Consider the following 23,109-nt stretch of genomic DNA (forward strand, 5'->3'; position numbering starts at 1 on the left):
ACTCCTCAGCGGGCGTCGCGGCGCGGGCCGCGCGAGACTGGACCCTCTTGGGCCTCAGCGTAGCGACGATCGCGTGCTTGCGGATCATGTTCCATGATCTCGCCTTTGAAGATCCAGACCTTAACGCCGATGATCCCGTAAGGGGTCGTCGCCTCGGACAGCGCATAGTCGATGTCAGCACGAAGTGTGTGCAACGGCACGCGACCTTCACGGTACCACTCGGTACGCGCGATTTCCGCGCCGCCGAGACGACCAGCCACGTTCACACGGATGCCGAGGGCACCAATGCGCATCGCGTTCTGCACGGCGCGCTTCATAGCACGGCGGAACGAAACACGGCGCTCAAGCTGCTGACAGATCGACTCACCAACGAGTTGAGCATCGAGCTCGGGCTTGCGGACTTCAACGATGTTGAGGTGCAATTCCGAAGCGGTGAACGCCGCGAGCTTCTTGCGAAGCGTCTCGATGTCCGCGCCTTTTTTGCCGATGATCACGCCCGGGCGTGCTGCGTGAATAGTCACGCGGCACTTCTTGTGCGGACGCTCGATGATCACACGTGCGATACCAGCTTGTTTCGCCTCTTCGTGAATGAATTCACGCATTTTGAGGTCTTCAAGCAGGAGGTTGCCGTAGTCTTTCGATTCAGCATACCAGCGGCTGTCCCAGGTACGGTTGACCTGGATACGCATCCCAATGGGGTTAACCTTCTGACCCATTACGCACGCTCCTCGATTTGACGCACCTTGATGGTGATTTCCGAAAACGGCTTCATGATCTTGCCGAACCGGCCACGAGCGCGCGGACGACCGCGTTTCATGACTAGGTTTTTGCCGACCCAAGCTTCTGCGACGATGAGGTTATCAACGTCCAGACCGTGGTTGTTTTCAGCGTTGGCAATTGCCGACACCAAGCACTTACGCACGTCGTCCGAGATCCGCTTTTTCGAGAAGGTGAGGTCGGCCAAAGCCTTGTCAACTTTCTTGCCGCGGATCAACGCAGCTACGAGGTTCAATTTTTGCGGCGAGGTGCGAAGCATTTTGGTCTTAGCCATTGCTTCGTTGTCCGCCACGCGGCGCGGATTGTTTTCCTTACCCATGGCGATTACTTCCTCTTCGCTTTCTTGTCAGCAGCATGACCGTAGTAGGTACGGGTCGGCGAATATTCACCGAACTTCTGCCCAATCATCTCTTCGCTTACAGCGACAGGGATGTGCTTGTGGCCATTGTAGACCCCGAAGGTCAGACCAACAAACTGTGGCAGGATGGTGGAGCGGCGCGACCAGATCTTGATCACTTCGCTTTTGCCCAACTCGCGCACTTTTTCGGCCTTTTTCAGGACGTAAGCGTCGACGAACGGGCCTTTCCAAACAGAACGTGCCATATTTTAGCGACCCTTCTTAGCGTTGCGCGAACGGAGAATGTACTTATCCGTCTTCTTGTTCGAGCGGGTCTTGTTGCCCTTGGTCCCTTTACCCCATGGGGTAACCGGGTGACGACCACCCGAGGTCCGGCCTTCACCACCACCATGCGGGTGATCGATCGGGTTCATTGCAACACCGCGAACAGTCGGGCGCACGCCCATGTGACGTTTACGGCCAGCTTTACCGAGGTTCTGGTTCGAGTGGTCAGCGTTCGACACGGCACCGATGGTAGCCATGCATTCCTGACGCACGAGACGCAGCTCGCCCGAGGACAGACGGATCTGCGCGTAGCCACCGTCACGACCAACGAATTGGGCGTAGGTGCCTGCAGCGCGTGCCAACTGGCCGCCCTTGCCTGCCTTCAGCTCGACGTTATGCACGATCGTACCGATCGGCATACCGGAGAACGGCATAGCGTTGCCCGGCTTGATATCAGCTTTTGCCGAAGCAATAACTTTGTCGCCCACTGCAAGGCGCTGGGGTGCGAGGATATAGGCGAGTTCGCCATCCTCATACTTCACCAGTGCGATGAACGCGGTGCGGTTAGGATCGTATTCGATACGCTCGACAACTGCCGAGATGTCGAACTTACGACGCTTGAAATCGACGATACGGTAGAGGCGCTTAGCACCACCACCCTTGTGCCACATAGTGACGCGCCCGGTGTTGTTCCGGCCACCAGTCTTTGTAAGGCCCTCGGTGAGGGACTTGACTGGGCGGCCTTTCCAAAGCTCCGAACGGTCGATCAGAACCAGCCCACGCTGGCCCGGCGTCGTCGGTTTGTACGACTTGAGTGCCATGCTCTCTGTCTTCCGTTGCTTTGGACCAAAGGTCCGTTTCGTATGGTGCAGATGGCTTGCGCCCTGCCCCGCTCACGTCTCTAGACTGTCCAGAAACATAAAAGTCAGGCGGCCCCGATCGCTCGGGGCCGCGAGATTCGATTGGCTTCTATCAGAGGCCGGTGGACACGTCGATAGTGTTTCCCTCTTCGAGCGTCACATAGGCTTTTTTAACGTCCGAGCGCTTACCCGCGACACCGCGGAAACGCTTGGTTTTGCCTTTGATGATGGTGGTGTTAACCGCCTTCACCTTAACGCCGAAGAGTGCTTCCACTGCTTCTTTGATGACCGGCTTGGATGCCGATTTCGCCACTTGGAAGACAACTGCACCGTGTTCGGATGCCATCGTTGCTTTCTCGGTGATGATCGGCTTGACGATCACGTCGTAATGTTCGGCTTTCGCGTTCATTTCAGACGAGCCTCCAGAGCTTCGATACCTGCTTTGGTGATCACGAGAGTGTCACGCTTGAGGATATCATAGACGTTTGCGCCCATCGTCGGGAGAACATCGATACCTTCGATGTTACGTGCTGCGAGAGCGAAGTTATCATTCACGTCAGCACCGTCGATGATCAACACGCGCTTCCAACCCAATTCCTTCGCAGCTTTTGCGAGGAGCGAGGTCTTGGCCGATGCCATTTCAGCAGCTTCCAAGATCACGAGGTTGCCTGTCGCCGCTTTCGCGGAGAGTGCGTGCTTCAGACCGAGCGCACGGAACTTCTTAGGAAGATCATGTGCGTGCGAGCGCGGGGTCGGGCCTTTGTAGACACCACCGTGACGGAAGATCGGCGCGCCTTTGGAACCGTGACGTGCGCCACCGGTGCCTTTTTGGCGGTAGATCTTCTTGGTCGAGTAGGACACGTCCGAACGACCCAGCGTCGAGTGGGTACCGGCTTGCATGCGCGCACGCTGCCAGCGGACCACACGGTGCAGGATGTCTGCGCGTGGCTCAAGACCAAAGATGTCGTCTGCGAGTTCGATCGAACCGGATTTACCGGCGTCGAGCTTGATCACATCAAGTTTCATGCTTCACCCCCTTCGACCGCAACTTCTGCGACCGGAGCAGCTGCGCCAGCAGCCGATTTGAGAGCAGCCGGCATCGGGACGTTCTCTGGCAGCGGCTTCTTCACCGCGTCCTTGATCGTGACCCAGCCACCTTTGGAACCCGGAACCGAGCCCTTGACCAAGATCAAGCCACGCTCAGCGTCAGTTTTCACGACTTGGATGTTCTGCGTGGTCACACGCACAGCACCGAGATGGCCAGCCATCTTCTTGCCCTTGAAAACCTTGCCCGGATCTTGACACTGACCGGTCGAACCGTGCGAACGGTGCGAAATCGACACACCGTGCGACGCGCGAAGGCCGCCGAAGTTGTGACGCTTCATAGCACCTGCAAAGCCTTTACCGATCGAGGTACCGGCGATGTCGACGAACTGACCAGCATTGTAGTGCTCGGCAGAAATCTCAGCGCCAACTTCGATCAAGTTATCAGCCGAAACGCGGAACTCAGCAACTTTGCGCTTAGGAGCCACGTTCGCTTTTGCGAAGTGACCGCGCATTGCTGCCGTGGTGCGTTTTGCTTTCGCTTCACCAGCGCCGAGCTGAACAGCCGTGTAGCCGTCTTTCTCGTCGGTGCGCTGAGCGACCACTTGAAGGTTGTCGAGTTGAAGAACGGTAACAGGAACCTGCTTACCATCTTCGAGGAACAGCCGGGTCATGCCCAGCTTCTTGGCGATTACACCAGAACGCAGCATTGTTACGCCCTCCTCAGACTTTGATTTCAACGTCGACGCCGGCAGCGAGGTCGAGCTTCATGAGCGCGTCCACGGTTTGCGGTGTCGGGTTGACGATGTCGAGCAGACGCTTGTGCGTCCGGATTTCCCACTGATCGCGCGACTTCTTGTCGATGTGCGGACCACGGAGAACCGTGAATTTCTCGATTTTGTTAGGCAGCGGAATCGGACCGCGAACCTCTGCACCGGTGCGCTTGGCGGTGTTCACGATTTCCTGAGTGCTTGCATCAAGCACACGGTAATCGAACGCCTTGAGCCGGATGCGAATGTTTTGACCAGACATATGTCTTTCCCTTATCGCAGGGCTACGGTTGAGAGGCAGACAGCACCGCATGTGACGCCTGCATCGAACCCCGATCTAGATAGATCAGAGGCGGGCATTAAGCTGCATGACCCCACCTGTCAAGACGATTCCCCAAAGTGATTTGCGCATCTGGGTGAATAAGGCAAATTAAGCGCAGATAGCGCCATACTTCCAACAATTATTGGAGTCGCAGCCAAACGTTTGCATCTCCGGATGCAAAAAGGGCGCCCGCTTGGGGCGCCCTTTTCAACTCTCATCGCTCAAGCGATTATGCGAGGATTTTCGAAACAACGCCTGCACCAACGGTGCGGCCGCCTTCGCGGATCGCGAAGCGCAGTTTCTCTTCCATCGCGATCGGCGCGATCAGTTCAACTTCGAACTTCAGGTTGTCGCCTGGCATAACCATTTCAGTGCCTTCTGGCAGCTTAACGGTACCGGTGACATCCGTCGTGCGGAAGTAGAACTGCGGGCGGTAGTTCGCGAAGAACGGCGTGTGACGGCCACCCTCTTCTTTCGTCAGAATGTAAGCTTCTGCTTCAAACTTCGTGTGCGGCTTAACCGAACCCGGCTTGCACAGAACCTGACCACGCTCAACGCCTTCACGGTCAATACCGCGAAGCAATGCGCCAACGTTGTCGCCTGCCTCACCACGATCCAACAGCTTGCGGAACATCTCAACGCCCGTGCAAGTCGTTTTCTTCGTGTCGCGGATACCGATGATTTCGAGTTCGTCGCCAACGTTAACAGCGCCACGCTCAATACGGCCGGTCACAACAGTGCCGCGACCCGAGATCGAGAACACGTCTTCGATCGGCATCAAGAACGGCTGGTCGATCGCGCGCTCTGGAGTCGGGATGTACGAATCAACCGCTGCGATCAGCGCCTTGATCGACTCTTCGCCGATCTCTGGCTGCGTGCCGTTCATAGCGTGCAGTGCCGAACCACGGATGATCGGAATATCGTCACCCGGGTAGTCGTACGACGACAGAAGCTCACGGATCTCCATTTCGACGAGCTCGAGAAGCTCTTCGTCGTCAACCTGGTCAACCTTGTTCATGTACACAACCATGTACGGGATACCAACCTGACGGCCGAGCAGAATGTGCTCGCGCGTCTGGGGCATCGGGCCGTCAGCGGCGTTCACAACCAAGATCGCGCCGTCCATCTGTGCAGCACCGGTGATCATGTTCTTAACATAGTCAGCGTGGCCGGGGCAGTCGACGTGCGCGTAGTGGCGCGATTCCGACTCATACTCAACGTGCGCGGTCGAGATCGTGATACCACGAGCTTTCTCTTCCGGTGCGCCGTCAATCTGGTCGTAGGCGCGGAAGTCACCGAAGTACTTCGTGATCGCTGCCGTAAGGGTCGTCTTGCCGTGGTCAACGTGGCCAATCGTGCCGATGTTGACGTGCGGCTTGTTACGTTCAAACTTTGCCTTTGCCATTGTGGCCTCCTGTAGGTCTTAAAACGTGAAGGAAGCGCCCGCGGTCATCCCGCGGACGCCCAATGCCTTACGCGTATTTCTTCTGGATTTCGTCCGAGATGTTCTGCGGAACAGCATCGTAGTGATCGAAGGTCATCGAGAACACGGCACGGCCCGAGGACATCGAGCGCAGCGTGTTGATGTAACCGAACATGTTCGCGAGCGGAACCATCGACGAGATCACGTTCGCGTTGCCGCGTGTGTCTTGCCCTTGGACCATACCACGACGCGAGGTCAGATCGCCGATGATGCCGCCGGTGTATTCTTCCGGAGTCACAACTTCGACTTTCATGATCGGTTCGAGCAATTTCGCGCCAGCCTTACGGAGGCCTTCGCGCATCCCTGCCCGTGCTGCGATCTCAAACGCGAGCACCGAGGAGTTGACGTCGTGGAACGCACCATCGATCAGCGCAACCTTGAAATCGATCACGGGGAAGCCTGCAAGCGGGCCCGAGTCCATAACAGACTTGATGCCTTTTTCGACGCCCGGGATGTATTCCTTCGGAACTGCACCACCAACGATTTTCGATTCGAACGAATATCCTTCGCCCGGCTCTGTTGGCATGATGACCATCTTCACGCGCGCAAATTGACCGGTACCACCGGACTGCTTCTTGTGCGTGTAGTCGATCTCTGCTTCGCGCGAAATGGTTTCGCGGTAAGCAACCTGCGGCGCACCGATGTTCGCCTCAACTTTAAATTCGCGACGCATACGGTCAACGAGGATGTCGAGGTGAAGTTCGCCCATGCCCTTCATGATCGTCTGACCCGACTCGAGATCGGTTTCGACGCGGAACGACGGATCCTCAGCTGCCAGACGAGCCAAAGCGATGCCCATCTTCTCTTGGTCAGCCTTGGTTTTCGGCTCAACTGCGATCTCGATAACCGGAACAGGGAAGGTCATCGTTTCCAGAACAACACCGTGTGCCGGATCACAGAGCGTGTCACCGGTGGTGGTTTCTTTCAGACCGCCGAGAGCGATGATGTCACCAGCAAATGCTTCGGTGATTTCTTCGCGCTCGATAGCGTGCATCATCATCATACGACCAACGCGCTCTTTGCGTTGTTTCGTTGCGTTCAGCATCGCGTCGCCCTTGGCAAGCTTGCCCGAGTAGATGCGTGTGAAGGTCAACGAACCCACGAATGGATCGTTCATGATTTTGAACGCAAGTGCCGAGAACGGCTGCTCGTCGTCTGCCGAACGTGCGATGTTCCGAACTTCTTCTTCGTCGCCTGGTGCGAAGCCCATGTAGGCAGGCACATCGAGCGGCGATGGCAGGTAGTCGATAACAGCGTTGAGCAAAGGCTGAACGCCTTTGTTTTTGAACGCCGAACCGGCCATGACCGGAACGAAAGCAAGCGAGAGAGTGCCCTTACGGATCAACTCACGGAGCTTTTCTTCCGAAGGCTCGGTGCCTTCGAGGTAGGCTTCCATGGTGTCGTCATCTTGCTCAACAGCGGTTTCGAGCAGGTTGTCGCGCCATTCTTTGGCTTGGTCGAGAAGGTCAGCACGAACGTCGCGGATTTCCCACGAAGCGCCCAGATCTTCGCCCAAGTAGACCCATTCTTTCATGGTCACGAGGTCGATGATACCTTCGAGCTGGTCTTCTGCGCCGATCGGAAGTGCGACAGGAACAGCGTTTGCGCCTGTGCGGTCTTTGATCATCTTCACGCAGTTGAAGAAGTCAGCGCCGGTCTTGTCCATTTTGTTAACGAACACGATGCGCGGAACTTCGTACCGGTCAGCCTGACGCCAAACGGTTTCGGTTTGCGGCTCAACACCGGCGTTACCGTCCAGAAGAACGACAGCGCCATCGAGAACTGCGAGCGAACGCTCAACTTCGATGGTGAAGTCAACGTGGCCAGGAGTATCGATGATGTTGAAGCGGTGCTTCTCGGAGACAGGCTCCGTACCAGTGATGGTCTTTTCCCAGAACGTGGTCGTAGCAGCCGACGTAATCGTGATGCCACGCTCTTGTTCTTGTTCCATCCAGTCCATGGTGGCGGCGCCATCATGGACTTCCCCGATCTTGTGCGACTTACCTGTGTAGTACAGGATCCGCTCGGAGGTCGTGGTTTTGCCAGCGTCAATGTGAGCGATGATACCGAAGTTGCGGTAGCGCTCGAGAGGATAGTCGCGTGCCATGATGGCGTCCTTCCCTGATTACCAGCGGTAATGGCTGAACGCTTTGTTTGCGTCTGCCATTTTGTGGGTGTCTTCGCGCTTTTTCACAGCCGAACCGCGCGAGTTGACAGCATCCAGAAGCTCGCCGGCAAGGCGCTCTTCCATCGTGTTCTCGTTACGGTTTTTCGCAGCGGTGATGAGCCAGCGGATTGCCAGCGCTTCGCGACGGGTCGGGCGAACCTCGACCGGAACTTGGTACGTAGCACCACCGACGCGGCGCGAACGCACTTCGACGGAAGGTTTTACGTTTTCGAGAGCTTCGTGGAAGACCTCGATCGGCTCGCGCTTGAGTTTGCCCTCAACACGCTCAAGCGCGTTGTAGACGATTTTCTCAGCTGCGGATTTCTTACCATCGACCATGAGGTTATTCATGAACTTGGTCAGAATGCGGTCACCATACTTGGCGTCCGGAAGAACTTCGCGTTTTTCAGCGGCGTGACGACGTGACATCTCTGGTTCTCCTTATTTCGGACGCTTCGCGCCGTACTTCGAACGACGTTGGCGACGATCTTTAACACCTTGGGTATCCAGCACACCGCGGAGGATGTGGTAACGGACACCCGGAAGGTCTTTTACGCGGCCGCCACGGATCAGAACCACAGAGTGCTCCTGAAGGTTGTGCTTTTCGCCCGGGATGTAGGAGATGACCTCGAAGCCATTCGTCAGACGCACCTTGGCGACTTTACGCATAGCGGAGTTCGGTTTCTTTGGCGTGGTTGTGTACACACGGGTGCATACGCCACGTTTTTGCGGGCAGGACTGAAGGTGTTGCGACTTGGAGCGCTGCACCTTCGGCTGCCGCGGCTTGCGGATCAGCTGTTGGATAGTAGGCATTCGGTTCCCCGTTTTGCTCTGTCAATACTCGCAGCCATCGCTGACTGCGCCACTTCTCGACGGCGGTTCACGCGCATCGTAAAACGCCAAATCACACGCTCACCCCGCAGGGTGAATGTGTTGAGTTCCAGAGGATCGAGGCTCTCGCCTAAATCGTGTTCACTGAAATTCGGCCACCCGTTCGAGCATCGTCAAGACAGACTACGCCCTATGGGTTGCGCGGCGTATAGGAGGAGTCGTTGGCCTTGTCAACACAGCCTAGCCGGATTGGCGCTATTGCACCTCTCGCCGGGGCGGGCGCGTCACCCAGTTCAACGGCGTGCCCCCATCCACCCTGGCCGCCACAGCCCCCTCCATACGTCCGCGTGGGGCCCTTTGCAAAGGGGCCCGCGAGGGGTCGGGTGGTGCACGCGCCGACGTCGCGCAGCAGCGCATCGCGAAGCCGGATAAAAAAAGGCCCCGCATCGCTGCGGGGCCTTTCCAATTCATCTGCGTAAAATCAATCGCGGCTTTCCGGCGTCTCAACAGAGCCGAAATCATCGACGGTTGCCTCCACCGGTGCCGCCAAGGCGGCAGCCGCTTCAGCTTCTGCGCGACGCGATACGATCACCGTTTGATCGAGATCGGCTGCGATCTTCCGGACGCGCGTGGTGGCGCCGCCGGTACCCGCCGGGATCAAGCGGCCCACGATGACGTTCTCTTTGAGGCCAACCAACTTATCGCGTTTGCCCTGCACCGAAGCCTCGGTGAGAACACGGGTGGTCTCTTGGAAGGACGCCGCCGAGATGAACGAGCGCGTTTGCAAGGATGCTTTGGTGATCCCGAGCAGAACCGGTTCACCGGTTGCTGGACGGCCGCCACGCGCCTCAACTTTCGCGTTCTCCTCGTCGAACTCCGCCTTATCCACGTTCTCGCCTTTGAGAAGCGTCGTTTCACCTGAATCCAAGATCTCGATCTTCTGCAGCATCTGGCGAACGATCACCTCGATGTGCTTGTCGTTGATCTTAACGCCTTGCAGACGGTAAACGTCTTGCACTTCGTCAATCAGGTAATCCGCGAGCGCCTCAATGCCGAGGATGCGCAGGATGTCATGCGGTGCGGGGTTACCGTCCATGATATAATCGCCACGTTGCACGAAGTCGCCTTCCTGAACGGGGATATGCTTGCCTTTCGGCACCATGTATTCGACGGGCTCCGCGCCCTCATTGGCAGGCTCAATCGTGATCCGACGCTTGTTCTTGTAGTCCTTGCCGAAGCGCACATAGCCGTCGAGTTCCGCGATGATCGCGTGATCTTTCGGACGACGTGCCTCGAAGAGTTCGGCAACACGCGGCAGACCACCGGTGATGTCTTTCGTCTTCGCACCTTCGCGCGGAATACGCGCAACAACGTCACCGGCCTTGACCTCCTGGCCATCTTCGACCGAGAGAATCGCATCCACTGACATCGGATAGGTGACCGGATTGCCTGCGTCATTGCGGACCGGCTCGCCAGAGGCGTCGACCACGATGATTTCAGGCTTCAGATCGTTGCCCTTCGGCGCGGAACGCCAATCGGTCACGATCTTCTGCGTCATACCTGTCGCGTCATCGGTTACGTCGCGAACGGCGATACCGGAAACGAGATCAACGTATTTGGCCACACCCGGCTTCTCCGCGATGATCGGGAGGGTGTATGGATCCCACTCGAACAGCTTCGCGCCACGTGCAACCGTGTCACCATCCTTGACGAACAGCTTGGAGCCGTAGCTGAGCTTGTGGCTCGCGCGCTCTTCACCATGCTCGTCCATGATCGCGAGGGTCATGTTACGACCCATGACGATCAGATCGCCCGCGTCATTGGTCAGAAGGTTGGCGTTGCGGAACTCCACTTTGCCCTCATGCGAGGACTCTTGGAAGGACTGCTGACCACCTTGCGCAATACCGCCGATGTGGAACGTCCGCATCGTCAGCTGTGTGCCAGGCTCACCGATGGACTGCGCCGCGATGATGCCGACAGCCTCACCTTGGTTTACCAACGTGCCGCGCGCCAGATCGCGACCGTAGCAAAGCGCGCAAACGCCCTCTTCGGCCTCACAGGTCAGTGCTGAACGGATACGCATCTTCTGCACGCCCGACTTCTCGATCAGATCAGCCTTACGCTCGTCGATGAGCTCGTTCTTGCGAACCAACACTTCGTCGCTGCCCGGCACAAGCACGTCATCCGCCGAAACACGGCCCAGAACACGCTCACCAAGCGGGGATACCACTTCACCGTCATTGACAGCAGCAGAAGCCGTGATCGCACGTTCAGTGCCGCAATCATGCGAACGAACAATACAATCTTGCGCAACGTCAACCAAACGACGGGTCAAATACCCCGAGTTAGCCGTTTTCAAAGCCGTATCTGCCAGACCCTTACGGGCACCGTGCGTCGAGTTGAAGTACTCGAGAACGGTCAGACCTTCTTTAAAGTTCGAGATAATCGGCGTCTCGATGATCTCACCCGACGGCTTGGCCATCAGACCGCGCATACCGCCAAGCTGTTTCATCTGAGCGGGGGAGCCCCGCGCACCGGAGTGCGACATCATGTAAACCGAGTTCGGTTCCATTTCCGAACCGTCTTCCGGATCGTAACGGACAGCCGAAATCGCCGCCATCATATCAGCCGCAACTGCGTCGGAGCACTTCGACCAAGCATCGACAACTTTGTTATACTTCTCGCCCTGGGTAATCAGACCGTCCATATACTGCTGTTCGAATTCTTTAACCTGATCGCGAACGCCGTTCACGATTTCCCACTTGGAGTCAGGGATGACCATATCGTCCTTACCGAACGAAATACCCGCCTTGAACGCCTCGCGGAAGCCCATGCCCATGATCTGGTCACAGAAGATAACCAACTCTTTCTGACCGCAATAGCGGTAGACCGTGTCGATGACATTCTGAACGTCTTTCTTACGCAGCAAGCGGTTGACCAACTCGAACGGCGCTTTCGCGTTCAACGGCAACAACGCACCAAGCCGCACGCGGCCCGGAGTTGTGTCAAAGCGTTGGAACACTTCATTGCCGGTCTCATCGATCTGCTTGATCCGCGCTTGGATCTTGGTGTGCAAATGCACAACACCCGCGGTCAGCGCATGTTCGACCTCCTCGACGGAGCCGAAGACCATGCCTTGGCCTTTCATGCCTTCGCGTTCCATGGACGTGTAGTACAAGCCCAAGATCATATCCTGCGAAGGAACAATGATCGGCGCGCCGTTCGCAGGCGACAGAACGTTGTTCGTGGACATCATCAGAACGCGCGCTTCAAGCTGGGCTTCCAGCGAGAGCGGAACGTGAACAGCCATCTGGTCACCGTCGAAGTCGGCATTAAACGCCGAACACACGAGCGGGTGCAGCTGGATCGCTTTACCTTCAATCAAGATCGGCTCAAAGGCTTGGATCCCCAGACGGTGCAACGTGGGCGCGCGGTTCAACAGAACCGGGTGCTCGCGGATCACCTCGTCCAGGATATCCCAAACCTCGGGACGCTCTTTCTCGACCAGTTTCTTCGCCTGTTTCACCGTCGACGAGAGACCTTTGGCCTCAAGACGCGAGTAGATGAACGGCTTGAACAGTTCGAGCGCCATCTTCTTGGGCAGACCGCACTGATGGAGCTTCAATTCCGGGCCGGTCACGATGACCGAACGACCCGAGAAGTCCACGCGCTTGCCCAAAAGGTTTTGACGGAAACGACCTTGCTTCCCCTTCAGCATGTCGGAGAGCGACTTCAGCGGGCGCTTGTTGGTGCCCGTGATGACGCGGCCACGACGGCCGTTGTCGAACAGCGCATCGACCGATTCCTGCAACATCCGCTTCTCGTTGCGCACGATAATATCGGGCGCGCGCAGCTCGATGAGGCGCTTGAGGCGGTTGTTCCGGTTGATCACGCGGCGATACAGATCGTTCAAATCCGACGTCGCGAAACGGCCACCATCGAGCGGCACCAGCGGGCGCAGCTCCGGCGGGATCACCGGAAGCACGGTCAGAACCATCCACTCGGGGCGGTTGCCCGACTCGAGGAACGACTCAACGATTTTCAAACGCTTGATGATCTTCTTCGGCTTGAGCTCGCCCGTCGCCTCTTTGAGGTCGGCGCGGAGTTGCTCGGCGGTGCCTTCGAGATCGATTTGCGCCAGCATTTCGCGGATCGCTTCAGCGCCGATATTGGCGGTAAACGCATCTGCGCCGTACTGGTCCTGCGCGTCGAGATACTCTTCCTCGCCCATCAACTGGCCGTAGGTGAGATCCGTCAAGCCCGGCTCGATCACAACGTAGTTCTCGAAGTAGAGAATGCGTTCCAGATCGCGCAGCGTCATATCCAGCATGAGGCCGATCCGCGAGGGAAGAGACTTCAAGAACCAGATGTGAGCGACCGGCGAAGCCAGCTCGATATGGCCCATCCGCTCGCGGCGGACCTTTTGCAGGGTAACTTCAACGCCACATTTCTCGCAGACAACGCCGCGATATTTCATGCGTTTGTATTTGCCGCACAGGCATTCGTAATCTTTGATCGGGCCAAAGATCCGTGCGCAGAACAGACCATCACGCTCCGGCTTGAACGTCCGGTAGTTGATGGTTTCCGGCTTTTTGATTTCCCCGAACGACCACGAAAGGATGCGCTCTGGCGATGCGAGCGAGACCTTGATCTCGTCGAATTGCTTAGGCGCCGCCAACGGGTTGAACGGGTTTTGAGTGATTTCCTGGTTCATCTGATATTCCTTGAATACGGGCGAAGGGGGAAAGGAAGTGAAGGCTTACGCCCTCACTCCTCATCCTCCGCATCCAGGAGTTCCATGTTGAGGCCGAGGCCTCGGACCTCTTTGACAAGAACGTTGAACGATTCCGGCACGCCGGCTTCGAAGTTGTCCTCGCCTTTGACGATCGACTCGTAGACTTTCGTCCGGCCAGCAACGTCATCCGACTTCACGGTGAGCATCTCTTGCAGGGTGTAGGCGGCGCCGTAAGCTTCAAGCGCCCAGACCTCCATCTCCCCGAGACGCTGACCACCGAACTGCGCCTTACCACCCAGCGGCTGCTGTGTGACGAGCGAGTACGGCCCGGTCGAACGAGCGTGCATCTTGTCATCGACCAAGTGGTGCAACTTGAGGAAGTACTTCACACCGACCGTTACCGGACGTGTGAATTGCTCCCCCGTGCGACCATCGAAGACAACCGATTGGCCCGATTCCGAGAAGCCCGCACGACGCAGCGCGTCATTGACGTCTGCCTCTTTCGCGCCGTCGAAGACAGGCGTTGCAATCGGCACACCGGTGCGAACCATTTCGGCGCTCTCGATGAAGGTCTCTTCATCAACGTTGCCGAAAGCTTCATCATAAGTCTCGTCGCCATAACCGTGGCGCATCGCCTCACGCACTGGCGTCAAATCGCCCGAACGGCGGTATTCCTTGAGTGCTTCGTCGATTTGGATGCCCAAACCGCGCGATGCCCAACCCATATGGGTTTCAAGGATCTGACCAACGTTCATCCGCGATGGAACACCGAGTGGGTTCAGCACGAGATCGACGGGCGTGCCATCTGCGAGGAACGGCATGTCCTCAATCGGAACGACCTTCGAAACAACACCTTTGTTGCCGTGACGACCAGCCATCTTATCGCCCGCTTGCAGCTTACGCTTCACCGCGACGAAGACTTTCACCATCTTCATGACGCCCGGCGGCAGATCGTCGCCCTGACGGACCTTCTCGACCTTATCCTCAAAGCGATGATCGAGAGCGCGTTTTTGCGCATCGAATTGCTCGTTGAGCGCTTCGACTTCCTTCGCATCACCCTCGTTTTCGAGAGCCAACTGCCACCACTGACCACGCGAGAGCGTCCCCAGAAGATCGGCGTTGATCTCTGAACCCGGCTTCACGCCTTTCGGGCCTTTGACAGCCGTCTTGCCCATGATCAGGGTGCGAAGGCGCGCGTAGATGTTACGCTCCAAGATCGCAAGTTCGTCGTCGCGGTCGCGTGCGAGACGTTCGACTTCTTCGCGCTCGATTTGAAGCGCGCGTTCGTCTTTATCAACGCCGTGACGGTTGAAGACACGCACCTCGACGATGGTCCCGAAGGCCCCCGGCGGAAGACGCAGCGAGGTATCGCGCACGTCAGATGCTTTCTCACCGAAGATCGCGCGCAGAAGTTTTTCTTCTGGCGTCATCGGGCTTTCGCCCTTCGGTGTGATCTTGCCGACAAGGATATCGCCCGGCCCACATTCCGCGCCGATATACACGATGCCAGCCTCGTCGAGGTTGCGCAGCGCTTCTTCACCGACGTTCGGGATATCGCGAGTGATTTCCTCCGGCCCAAGCTTCGTATCACGCGCAGCAACTTCATATTCGTCGATGTGAATCGAGGTGAACACGTCGTCGCGGTGAATCCGCTCGGAGATCAGGATGGAGTCTTCGTAGTTGTAACCGTTCCAAGGCATGAACGCGACGACCACGTTACGACCGATCGCGAGTTCGCCCTGATCCGTCGACGGACCATCTGCGATCACCTGACCGGTGTGAACGCGATCACCCACTTTCACCAACGGACGTTGGTTGATGGTGGAGGATTGGTTCGAGCGCTTGAACTTGCGCAATCGGTAGATATCCACGCCAGCATCGCCGACACCGAGATCCTCGATCGCGCGGATAACGATACGCGACGCATCGACCTGGTCGATGATGCCGCCACGTTTCGCCATGATTGCGGCGCCGGAATCGCGCGCCACGACCGCTTCCATACCGGTGCCCACGAAGGGCGCCTCGGACCGGAGCAGCGGAACCGCCTGACGTTGCATGTTTGAGCCCATGAGAGCGCGGTTAGCATCGTCGTTTTCAAGGAACGGGATCAGCGCCGCAGCGACCGATACCAACTGTTTTGGCGAAACGTCGATCAGATCAACAACATCGATCGGATTGAGCGAGTACTCACCCGATTGACGCGTCGATACCAGATCATTGACGAAACGACCGTCTGCATCGAGCTCCGCGTTCGCCTGAGCGACCGTGTGACGCATCTCTTCTGTCGCGGACATGTAGACGACGTCATCCGTCACCTGACCATCCACGACTTTGCGATACGGTGTTTCGATGAAGCCGTATTTGTTGACGCGCGCGAAGGTCGCCAACGAGTTGATCAGACCAATGTTCTGACCTTCCGGCGTTTCAATCGGGCACATCCGGCCGTAGTGGGTTGCGTGAACGTCGCGAACTTCGAAGCCGGCACGCTCACGGGTCAAACCGCCAGGCCCAAGTGCGGAGAGACGACGCTTGTGCGTGACTTCCGAAAGCGGGTTGGTTTGGTCCATAAACTGGGACAGCTGCGAGGAGCCGAAGAATTCACGTACAGCTGCCGCGGCAGGTTTCGCGTTGATCAGATCTTGCGGCATGACGGTGTCGATTTCGACCGACGACATGCGCTCTTTGATCGCGCGCTCCATGCGAAGGAGGCCCACGCGGTACTGGTTTTCCATCAATTCGCCAACGGACCGAACGCGGCGGTTGCCGAGGTGGTCGATGTCGTCGATCTCGCCTTTGCCATCGCGCAGCTCAACCAATGCCTTGATGCACGACAAGATATCGTCGTGACGCAATGTGCGTTGGGTGTCTGGCGCGTCGAGCGCGAGACGCATGTTCATTTTCACGCGGCCAACAGCCGAGAGATCGTAGCGCTCGCTATCGAAGAACAGCGTGTCGAAGAGCTGCGACGCAGCTTCAACGGTCGGCGGCTCACCGGGACGCATAACGCGGTAGATATCCATGAGCGCGGTATCACGGCCCATGTTCTTGTCAGCCGCCATCGTGTTACGGATGTAGGGACCAACGTTGATGTTATCGATATCCAGAACCGGAATATCGGTAATACCGTTGTCGAGAAGCGTCTTGAGCGAACCGCCCGAGATTTCGCCGTCACGATCATAGTCAAGCGTAAGCTCGTCACCCGCTTCCGCGAAGATGAAACCGGTTTGCTCGTTAATGATGTCTTTCGCAACGAAACGACCAACGATTTGCTCGAACGGGACCAAAAGCTCGGTCACTTTCGCCTCGTCGATCAATTTCTTGACCATCCGCGGGGTCATTTTCTCGCCCGCGTTGCAAATCACTTCACCGGTCGCTGCATCCACCAGATCGAACAGGGGACGCGTGCCGCGCACACGCTCGGGGAAGAACTTGGTGACCCAGCCGCGCTTGCCTTCGGCGCGGTAGTCAACGGTGTTGTAATACGCATCCATGATGCCTTCTTGATCGAGACCAAGCGCATAGAGCAGCGTCGTTACGGGGAGTTTGCGGCGACGGTCGATACGCGCGAAGACAAGGTCTTTCGCATCGAATTCGAAGTCCAGCCACGAGCCGCGATACGGAATGATCCGGCATGCGAACAGCAACTTACCCGACGAATGCGTCTTGCCACGATCATGGTCAAAGAACACGCCAGGCGAGCGGTGCATCTGGGACACGATAACACGCTCGGTCCCGTTCACGACGAACGTCCCGTTTGCGGTCATCAGAGGCATGTCGCCCATGTAGACGTCTTGTTCTTTGATATCCTTGACCGAGCGTGCGCCCGTGGTCTCGTCGACATCGAACACGATCAAACGCAGCGTCACCTTGAGGGGAGCCGCATATGTCATGTCACGCTGCTGACATTCGTCAACGTCGTATTTCGGCTTTTCTAGCTCGTATTTTACGAACTCCAGAATCGCGTTGTCGTTGAAATCCTTGATCGGGAATACCGATTGGAAAACACCTTGGATGCCTTCACCTTCGAGCGGCTTGGGCGCATCGCCCGACCGCAGGAAAAGGTCGTAGGAAGATTTTTGAACCTCAATGAGGTTCGGCATCTCGAGGACTTCGCGGATTTTGCCGTAATACCGGCGGATACGCTTTTGACCAACGTAAGCTTGAGCCATGCTCGTCGTCACCTTTCGTCTTTTCGCAGGCGCGCATACCGTCGGGGCCCGGTAGGCGGCGCGTGGCGATCAAGGGGGCGGTTCCATTCATGCCCCCCGTCCCAAAGGGGGGCTCCCGAACCGTATTACCCGCCTTGGAGAAGGCTCAGCGTCAGGAGTAATTCCTAAAGCCCTCTCCAAGACAGGTTCGGCTGGGCCCGGAAAACTCCGGACCCAGCCCTTTTTCACAAAGTCGGATGCTCAGGCATCCGGCCCAATTACTTGAGCTCGACTTTCGCGCCAGCTGCTTCCAGCTTAGCTTTGATGTCTTCTGCTTCTGCTTTCGAAGCGCCTTCTTTGACTTTGCCGCCAGCTTCGACGAGGTCTTTAGCTTCTTTGAGGCCAAGACCGGTGATGCCGCGAACTTCTTTGATCACGTTGATCTTGCTTGCGCCAGCATCCGTCAGAACGACGTCAAACTCGGTTTTCTCTTCAGCAGCTTCTGCTGCTGCTGCCGGGCCAGCCATCATGACTGCGCCGCCAGCTGCGGGCTCGATGCCGTACTCGTCTTTGAGGATCGTTTTCAGTTCTTGTGCTTCCAGCAGCGTGAGGTTCACGATTTGCTCAGCAAGTGCTTTAAGATCGGCCATTTTCCGTTCCATTCTCATATAAGGTTGTTATCCGACGTCAGCTTCGACGAAGGCAATAAATTGCTCAGGCAGCTTTCTCTTCGATAGTCGAGAGAATGCTCGCGATGTTCGATGCAGGCGCGCCAATGGCACCAGCGATGTTCGAAGCAGGCGCACCGATGCAACCAACGATCGAAGCAATAAGCTCCTCACGCGACGGCATTTGAGCGACGGCTTTAACACCGGCAAGGTCCAGAGCGTTTTCGCCCATTGCACCGCCAAGGATCACGAACTTATCGTTCGCTTTCGCATAGGCGTCAGACACTTTCGCAGCAGCGACAGGGTCTTCCGAATAGGCAAGAACGGTCATGCCCGTGAGGTAGTTAGCAATGCTTGCGCATGGCTGACCTTCAAGGGCGATCTTGGCGAGCTTGTTCTTGGCAACGCGTACCGACCCACCAACTTCACGCATTTGCGCGCGGAGGGTCTGCATCTGAGCAACCGTCATGCCTTCGTAGTGGGCAACCACTACGACGCCAGAGCTTGCGAAGATTTGGCCGAGCTCTTCGACCAATTTCTCTTTTTGGGCTCTATCCACGGTTTCACTCCAAGTATGGGGGTTTCCCCCCGGCTCCAATTTCCCTGCTCCGAAGAACAAGGTCGGGTCCGCTCAGGGTCCCGAGGCCAGATCGCCCGAGATCACATTGCTGTGGCTCGGAAATGGTCTCGTTTCCCATCTCAGGAAGGACATTAAGGCCTACCGTTTCCGGCGTATTGGCCTCCCTCCGTCTCGGACAGGACGGGGCGCTCGCACGCCCCGCCATTTGCTCTCCCCCCGAAGGACGACAGCAAAACTCTATGCTTAGTTGCCGGTCGCGGAGGCGAGGTCGAGCGAAACGCCCGGGCCCATCGTCGACGACAACGAAACTTTTTTCACATAAGCGCCCTTGGCACCAGCAGGCTTCGCCTTGGAAACAGCGTCCACGAAGGCGCGAACGTTCTCAGCGAGAGCTTCTGCGGTGAAGGATGCTTTGCCGATGCCGCCGTGAATCACGCCAGCTTTTTCGACTTTGAACTGAACTTCGCCGCCTTTTGCTGCTTCGACGGCCGCTTTCACGTCCATCGTAACAGTGCCGACTTTAGGGTTCGGCATCAGGTTGCGTGGGCCAAGGACCTTACCAAGACGACCAACGATCGGCATCATGTCCGGCGTTGCGATGCAACGGTCGAACTCGATCTTACCCGACTGGATGATCTCCATCAGATCTTCTGCGCCGACGATGTCCGCTCCTGCAGCCTTGGCTTCATCAGCCTTCGGGCCACGTGCGAACACTGCAACACGAACGGTTTTGCCAGTGCCGTTTGGCAATTGGACAACACCGCGAACCATCTGATCAGCGTGACGCGGGTCAACACCGAGGTTCATAGCGATCTCAAGGGTTTCGTCGAATTTCGCGTTAGCGTTCGACTTGATCAAAGCAACAGCAGCCTCAACGGAGAGGTTGTCTTTGCCTTCGAAAGCGGCGCGCGCGGCGACCGTACGTTTACCGAACTTCGCCATGACTTACCCTTTCACCTCGATACCGATCGAACGAGCGGAGCCGAGGATGATTTGCATCGCGGCTTCCACGTCATTCGCGGACAGGTCTTTCATTTTTGCTTCAGCGATTTCGCGCACTTGCGCTACGGTCACGGAACCAACGGTCGAACGGCCAGGCGCTTCCGAACCGCGTGGGCGGTTACGCTTGCCTTGTGGCTTCAGACCAGCAGCTTTCTTCAGGTAGAAGGAAGCAGGAGCGGTCTTCGTTTCGAATGTGAAGGACTTGTCGGCATAGTAGGTGATAACCACCGGGACCGGCATGTCCTTTTCCATTTCCTGCGTCTTAGCGTTGAACGCCTTGCAGAATTCCATGATGTTGATGCCGCGCTGACCTAGCGCCGGACCGACCGGCGGGGACGGGTTTGCAGCACCCGCTTTAATTTGCAGCTTGAGCTGCCCGATAACTTTCTTGGCCATGTGGCCTCTCCTTTATCACTGTCACACCAGAGCGGTGCGAAGTTTAGTGGTGCGGGTCAGACGCGCGCTGCGCGACATCGCCTCCCACGGTTTGCACTTAGGCGACCTTTGTCACCTGAGTGAATTCCAACTCAACGGGCGTGGGACGGCCAAAGATCGACACAGTCACCTTCAGGCGGCTCGCCACATCATCGACTTCCTCAACCATACCCGCGAAGCCCTCGAACGGACCATCCGTCACCGAGACATTCTCACCAACCTCGAAGCGGATCAGGTTACGCGGTGCAACCGCTTCACCCGCATCGCCACCGCGGTTCAAGATACCGTTCACCTCCGAATCGCGCATCGGCATTGGACGCCCCTGCGGACCCAAGAAACCCGTCACGCGATTGATCGAGTTAATCAGGTGATAAGCTTTGTCGGTCATCTCCATGCGCACGAGCACATAGCCCGGCATAAAGCGACGCTCGGAGGTCACTTTTTTACCGCGACGGATTTCAATCACTTCTTCCGTGGGGACAAGAACTTCCTCGATCAATTCCTCTGCCGACTGATCAATAACAGCCTGACGGATTTGCTCGGCTACCTTCTTCTCGAAGTTCGAGAGAACGCTTACCGAATACCAACGCTTCGCCATGCTCAATCAGCCTCTTTCCCACCGACGCAGAACGCCGAAATTCCAATATCCACGAGGCATTTGCCTCATATTCCCAAGGGGTTACCCCCCGCCACCCAGAATAAAAAACAGCGCGCAGTACCGAATCGGTGCGCGCCGGCTCTAGGTGAGTTCAGCCCCAATACCCCCTGCGCCCCAATATTTCAAGAGCCAGACAAGAAAACCCGATGAAAACTGGGCACTCCGGGGCGAGGTAGAAATCCTTAGCCGACGAGGAAGCCAACGCCGAAGCGGATCACCATATCCACGAGCGAAAAGAAGACCGCCATGAGAGCCGCCATAATGAAGACCATCACAGTCGTCAGAATAACTTCGCGACGCGTCGGCCAAGCGACCTTACCGATCTCGGACCGAACTTCTTCAACGAATTTGACCGGATTTGCCATTAGCTTTGCCCTTTTAATCACAACCATTGCGACGGGGGCGAGATACGCCCTATGCGACATGAATTCAAGCACTTTGGAAGTGCGATCCATGAATTGCCAACCGTGCCGCGAGATCCACGAGATGTTAGCCGCTTGCTTTTCGGGAAAATAGGCTTGGCAGGAGTTGGGGGACTCGAACCCACGACCCTCGGTTTTGGAGACCGATGCTCTACCAACTGAGCTAAACTCCTAAGCCTGAAGGCGGGATATTCCATGGCCGCGCGGAACGCAAGTGTTGTTATGCAATTTTCAGGGAGAGAATTTCAGTAAATTGAGACCCTAACCACCTCATCTCCGGATGCAAAAAGGGCGCCCGCTTGGGGCGCCCTTTTCAACTCTCATCGCTCAAGCGATTATGCGAGGATTTTCGAAACAACGCCTGCACCAACGGTGCGGCCGCCTTCGCGGATCGCGAAGCGCAGTTTCTCTTCCATCGCGATCGGCGCGATCAGTTCAACTTCGAACTTCAGGTTGTCCCCTGGCATAACCATTTCAGTGCCTTCTGGCAGCTTAACGGTACCGGTGACATCCGTCGTGCGGAAGTAGAACTGCGGGCGGTAGTTCGCGAAGAACGGCGTGTGACGGCCACCCTCTTCTTTCGTCAGAATGTAAGCTTCTGCTTCAAACTTCGTGTGCGGCTTAACCGAACCCGGCTTGCACAGAACCTGACCACGCTCAACGCCTTCACGGTCAATACCGCGAAGCAATGCGCCAACGTTGTCGCCTGCCTCACCACGATCCAACAGCTTGCGGAACATCTCAACGCCCGTGCAAGTCGTTTTCTTCGTGTCGCGGATACCGATGATTTCGAGTTCGTCGCCAACGTTAACAGCGCCACGCTCAATACGGCCGGTCACAACAGTGCCGCGACCCGAGATCGAGAACACGTCTTCGATCGGCATCAAGAACGGCTGGTCGATCGCGCGCTCTGGAGTCGGGATGTACGAATCAACCGCTGCGATCAGCGCCTTGATCAACTCTTCGCCGATTTCTGGCTGCGTGCCGTTCATAGCGTGCAGTGCCGAACCACGGATGATCGGAATATCGTCGCCCGGGTAGTCGTACGACGACAGAAGCTCACGGATCTCCATTTCGACGAGCTCGAGAAGCTCTTCGTCGTCAACCTGGTCAACCTTGTTCATGTACACAACCATGTACGGGATACCAACCTGACGGCCGAGCAGAATGTGCTCGCGCGTCTGGGGCATCGGGCCGTCAGCGGCGTTCACAACCAAGATCGCGCCGTCCATCTGTGCAGCACCGGTGATCATGTTCTTAACATAGTCAGCGTGGCCGGGGCAGTCGACGTGCGCGTAGTGGCGCGATTCCGACTCATACTCAACGTGCGCGGTCGAGATCGTGATACCACGAGCTTTCTCTTCCGGTGCGCCGTCAATCTGGTCGTAGGCGCGGAAGTCACCGAAGTACTTCGTGATCGCTGCCGTAAGGGTCGTCTTGCCGTGGTCAACGTGGCCAATCGTGCCGATGTTGACGTGCGGCTTGTTACGTTCAAACTTTGCCTTTGCCATTGTGCGGGCGCCTCGTGCTGAAAGGGCCTCGCGGCCCGGTGGAACATCGCGCGCTAACTATTGGCTGGAAGAGG

The 23,109-nt window shown here is 57.1% G+C and carries 21 protein-coding genes and 1 tRNA gene; all 22 read right to left on the reverse strand.

The window, feature by feature from the left end:
• Positions 1 to 5: 5 nt before the first annotated feature.
• The gene (gene rpsC / locus SJY32_RS11555; RefSeq protein ID WP_376875237.1) at positions 6 to 716 is read right to left on the reverse strand and encodes a 30S ribosomal protein S3; all 711 of its coding nucleotides are present in this window, start codon (positions 714 to 716) and stop codon (positions 6 to 8) included.
• On the reverse strand, positions 716 to 1,096 hold the full coding sequence (rplV, locus tag SJY32_RS11560; RefSeq protein WP_376875240.1) for a 50S ribosomal protein L22: 381 nt from the start codon (positions 1,094 to 1,096) through the stop codon (positions 716 to 718). The genes rpsC and rplV overlap by 1 nt, the downstream gene beginning before the upstream one ends.
• Positions 1,097 to 1,101: 5 nt before the next feature.
• Positions 1,102 to 1,380: a 30S ribosomal protein S19 gene (rpsS, locus tag SJY32_RS11565; RefSeq protein ID WP_376875243.1), complete on the reverse strand. Its 279-nt coding sequence runs from the start codon at positions 1,378 to 1,380 to the stop codon at positions 1,102 to 1,104.
• A 3-nt stretch (positions 1,381 to 1,383) separates the two neighbouring features.
• Positions 1,384 to 2,220 (reverse strand): 50S ribosomal protein L2, encoded by an 837-nt coding sequence (gene rplB, locus SJY32_RS11570; protein WP_376875246.1) that lies wholly within the window; start codon positions 2,218 to 2,220, stop codon positions 1,384 to 1,386.
• A 151-nt stretch (positions 2,221 to 2,371) separates the two neighbouring features.
• Complete coding sequence (locus SJY32_RS11575; RefSeq protein ID WP_376875249.1) at positions 2,372 to 2,668, reverse strand: 50S ribosomal protein L23; 297 nt, start codon at positions 2,666 to 2,668, stop codon at positions 2,372 to 2,374.
• Positions 2,665 to 3,285 carry a 50S ribosomal protein L4 gene (gene rplD / locus SJY32_RS11580; protein WP_376875252.1) on the reverse strand — a complete coding sequence of 207 codons (621 nt, stop codon included), beginning with the start codon at positions 3,283 to 3,285 and terminating at the stop codon, positions 2,665 to 2,667. Before rplD ends, SJY32_RS11575 begins: the two co-directional genes overlap by 4 nt.
• Complete coding sequence (gene rplC / locus SJY32_RS11585; RefSeq protein WP_376875255.1) at positions 3,282 to 4,013, reverse strand: 50S ribosomal protein L3; 732 nt, start codon at positions 4,011 to 4,013, stop codon at positions 3,282 to 3,284. Before rplC ends, rplD begins: the two co-directional genes overlap by 4 nt.
• A gap of 13 nt (positions 4,014 to 4,026) precedes the next feature.
• Positions 4,027 to 4,335 carry a 30S ribosomal protein S10 gene (gene rpsJ / locus SJY32_RS11590; RefSeq protein ID WP_376875258.1) on the reverse strand — a complete coding sequence of 103 codons (309 nt, stop codon included), beginning with the start codon at positions 4,333 to 4,335 and terminating at the stop codon, positions 4,027 to 4,029.
• A gap of 289 nt (positions 4,336 to 4,624) precedes the next feature.
• Positions 4,625 to 5,800, reverse strand: a complete 1,176-nt coding sequence (gene tuf / locus SJY32_RS11595) for an elongation factor Tu (RefSeq protein WP_376875261.1) — start codon at positions 5,798 to 5,800, stop codon at positions 4,625 to 4,627.
• Between the two features lie 67 nt (positions 5,801 to 5,867).
• Positions 5,868 to 7,985, reverse strand: coding sequence for an elongation factor G (gene fusA, locus SJY32_RS11600; RefSeq protein WP_376875264.1), 2,118 nt, complete (start codon positions 7,983 to 7,985; stop codon positions 5,868 to 5,870).
• 18 nt (positions 7,986 to 8,003) lie between these two features.
• A complete protein-coding gene (gene rpsG, locus SJY32_RS11605) occupies positions 8,004 to 8,474 on the reverse strand; it encodes a 30S ribosomal protein S7 (RefSeq protein ID WP_376875267.1) in 471 nt (156 codons plus the stop codon).
• A gap of 12 nt (positions 8,475 to 8,486) precedes the next feature.
• Positions 8,487 to 8,858 (reverse strand): 30S ribosomal protein S12, encoded by a 372-nt coding sequence (rpsL, locus tag SJY32_RS11610; protein WP_010399029.1) that lies wholly within the window; start codon positions 8,856 to 8,858, stop codon positions 8,487 to 8,489.
• Positions 8,859 to 9,357: 499 nt separating this feature from the next.
• Positions 9,358 to 13,590 (reverse strand): DNA-directed RNA polymerase subunit beta', encoded by a 4,233-nt coding sequence (gene rpoC, locus SJY32_RS11615; protein ID WP_376875275.1) that lies wholly within the window; start codon positions 13,588 to 13,590, stop codon positions 9,358 to 9,360.
• Between the two features lie 53 nt (positions 13,591 to 13,643).
• On the reverse strand, positions 13,644 to 17,780 hold the full coding sequence (gene rpoB / locus SJY32_RS11620; protein ID WP_376875278.1) for a DNA-directed RNA polymerase subunit beta: 4,137 nt from the start codon (positions 17,778 to 17,780) through the stop codon (positions 13,644 to 13,646).
• 257 nt (positions 17,781 to 18,037) lie between these two features.
• Positions 18,038 to 18,409 carry a 50S ribosomal protein L7/L12 gene (gene rplL, locus SJY32_RS11625; RefSeq protein ID WP_376875281.1) on the reverse strand — a complete coding sequence of 124 codons (372 nt, stop codon included), beginning with the start codon at positions 18,407 to 18,409 and terminating at the stop codon, positions 18,038 to 18,040.
• A 64-nt stretch (positions 18,410 to 18,473) separates the two neighbouring features.
• On the reverse strand, positions 18,474 to 18,986 hold the full coding sequence (gene rplJ / locus SJY32_RS11630) for a 50S ribosomal protein L10 (protein WP_376875284.1): 513 nt from the start codon (positions 18,984 to 18,986) through the stop codon (positions 18,474 to 18,476).
• A gap of 264 nt (positions 18,987 to 19,250) precedes the next feature.
• Positions 19,251 to 19,949, reverse strand: coding sequence for a 50S ribosomal protein L1 (rplA, locus tag SJY32_RS11635; protein WP_376875287.1), 699 nt, complete (start codon positions 19,947 to 19,949; stop codon positions 19,251 to 19,253).
• 3 nt (positions 19,950 to 19,952) lie between these two features.
• Entirely contained in the window at positions 19,953 to 20,405 is a 453-nt protein-coding gene (gene rplK, locus SJY32_RS11640) for a 50S ribosomal protein L11 (protein WP_376875290.1), read from the reverse strand.
• A gap of 97 nt (positions 20,406 to 20,502) precedes the next feature.
• Positions 20,503 to 21,042, reverse strand: coding sequence for a transcription termination/antitermination protein NusG (gene nusG, locus SJY32_RS11645; protein ID WP_376875293.1), 540 nt, complete (start codon positions 21,040 to 21,042; stop codon positions 20,503 to 20,505).
• Between the two features lie 242 nt (positions 21,043 to 21,284).
• On the reverse strand, positions 21,285 to 21,557 hold the full coding sequence (gene secE / locus SJY32_RS11650; RefSeq protein ID WP_376875296.1) for a preprotein translocase subunit SecE: 273 nt from the start codon (positions 21,555 to 21,557) through the stop codon (positions 21,285 to 21,287).
• Positions 21,558 to 21,621: 64 nt separating this feature from the next.
• A tRNA-Trp gene (locus SJY32_RS11655) sits at positions 21,622 to 21,697 on the reverse strand.
• A 162-nt stretch (positions 21,698 to 21,859) separates the two neighbouring features.
• Complete coding sequence (gene tuf / locus SJY32_RS11660) at positions 21,860 to 23,035, reverse strand: elongation factor Tu (protein ID WP_376875299.1); 1,176 nt, start codon at positions 23,033 to 23,035, stop codon at positions 21,860 to 21,862.
• Positions 23,036 to 23,109 lie beyond the last annotated feature (74 nt).

The sequence above is a fragment of the Albirhodobacter sp. R86504 genome, from assembly GCF_042466415.1.
GTDB lineage: Bacteria > Pseudomonadota > Alphaproteobacteria > Rhodobacterales > Rhodobacteraceae > Albirhodobacter.

Excerpts from the sequence above, each read along its gene's own strand:
- rpsC (WP_376875237.1), bottom strand. The coding sequence starts at position 716 with ATGGGTCAGAAGGTTAACCCCATTGGGATGCGTATCCAGGTCAACCGT.
- rplV (WP_376875240.1), bottom strand. The coding sequence starts at position 1,096 with ATGGGTAAGGAAAACAATCCGCGCCGCGTGGCGGACAACGAAGCAATG.
- rpsS (WP_376875243.1), bottom strand. The coding sequence starts at position 1,380 with ATGGCACGTTCTGTTTGGAAAGGCCCGTTCGTCGACGCTTACGTCCTG.
- rplB (WP_376875246.1), bottom strand. The coding sequence starts at position 2,220 with ATGGCACTCAAGTCGTACAAACCGACGACGCCGGGCCAGCGTGGGCTG.
- SJY32_RS11575 (WP_376875249.1), bottom strand. The coding sequence starts at position 2,668 with ATGAACGCGAAAGCCGAACATTACGACGTGATCGTCAAGCCGATCATC.
- rplD (WP_376875252.1), bottom strand. The coding sequence starts at position 3,285 with ATGAAACTTGATGTGATCAAGCTCGACGCCGGTAAATCCGGTTCGATC.
- rplC (WP_376875255.1), bottom strand. The coding sequence starts at position 4,013 with ATGCTGCGTTCTGGTGTAATCGCCAAGAAGCTGGGCATGACCCGGCTG.
- rpsJ (WP_376875258.1), bottom strand. The coding sequence starts at position 4,335 with ATGTCTGGTCAAAACATTCGCATCCGGCTCAAGGCGTTCGATTACCGT.
- tuf (WP_376875261.1), bottom strand. The coding sequence starts at position 5,800 with ATGGCAAAGGCAAAGTTTGAACGTAACAAGCCGCACGTCAACATCGGC.
- fusA (WP_376875264.1), bottom strand. The coding sequence starts at position 7,985 with ATGGCACGCGACTATCCTCTCGAGCGCTACCGCAACTTCGGTATCATC.
- rpsG (WP_376875267.1), bottom strand. The coding sequence starts at position 8,474 with ATGTCACGTCGTCACGCCGCTGAAAAACGCGAAGTTCTTCCGGACGCC.
- rpsL (WP_010399029.1), bottom strand. The coding sequence starts at position 8,858 with ATGCCTACTATCCAACAGCTGATCCGCAAGCCGCGGCAGCCGAAGGTG.
- rpoC (WP_376875275.1), bottom strand. The coding sequence starts at position 13,590 with ATGAACCAGGAAATCACTCAAAACCCGTTCAACCCGTTGGCGGCGCCT.
- rpoB (WP_376875278.1), bottom strand. The coding sequence starts at position 17,780 with ATGGCTCAAGCTTACGTTGGTCAAAAGCGTATCCGCCGGTATTACGGC.
- rplL (WP_376875281.1), bottom strand. The coding sequence starts at position 18,409 with ATGGCCGATCTTAAAGCACTTGCTGAGCAAATCGTGAACCTCACGCTG.
- rplA (WP_376875287.1), bottom strand. The coding sequence starts at position 19,949 with ATGGCGAAGTTCGGTAAACGTACGGTCGCCGCGCGCGCCGCTTTCGAA.
- rplK (WP_376875290.1), bottom strand. The coding sequence starts at position 20,405 with ATGGCCAAGAAAGTTATCGGGCAGCTCAAGCTGCAAATTAAAGCGGGT.
- nusG (WP_376875293.1), bottom strand. The coding sequence starts at position 21,042 with ATGGCGAAGCGTTGGTATTCGGTAAGCGTTCTCTCGAACTTCGAGAAG.
- secE (WP_376875296.1), bottom strand. The coding sequence starts at position 21,557 with ATGGATCGCACTTCCAAAGTGCTTGAATTCATGTCGCATAGGGCGTAT.
- tuf (WP_376875299.1), bottom strand. The coding sequence starts at position 23,035 with ATGGCAAAGGCAAAGTTTGAACGTAACAAGCCGCACGTCAACATCGGC.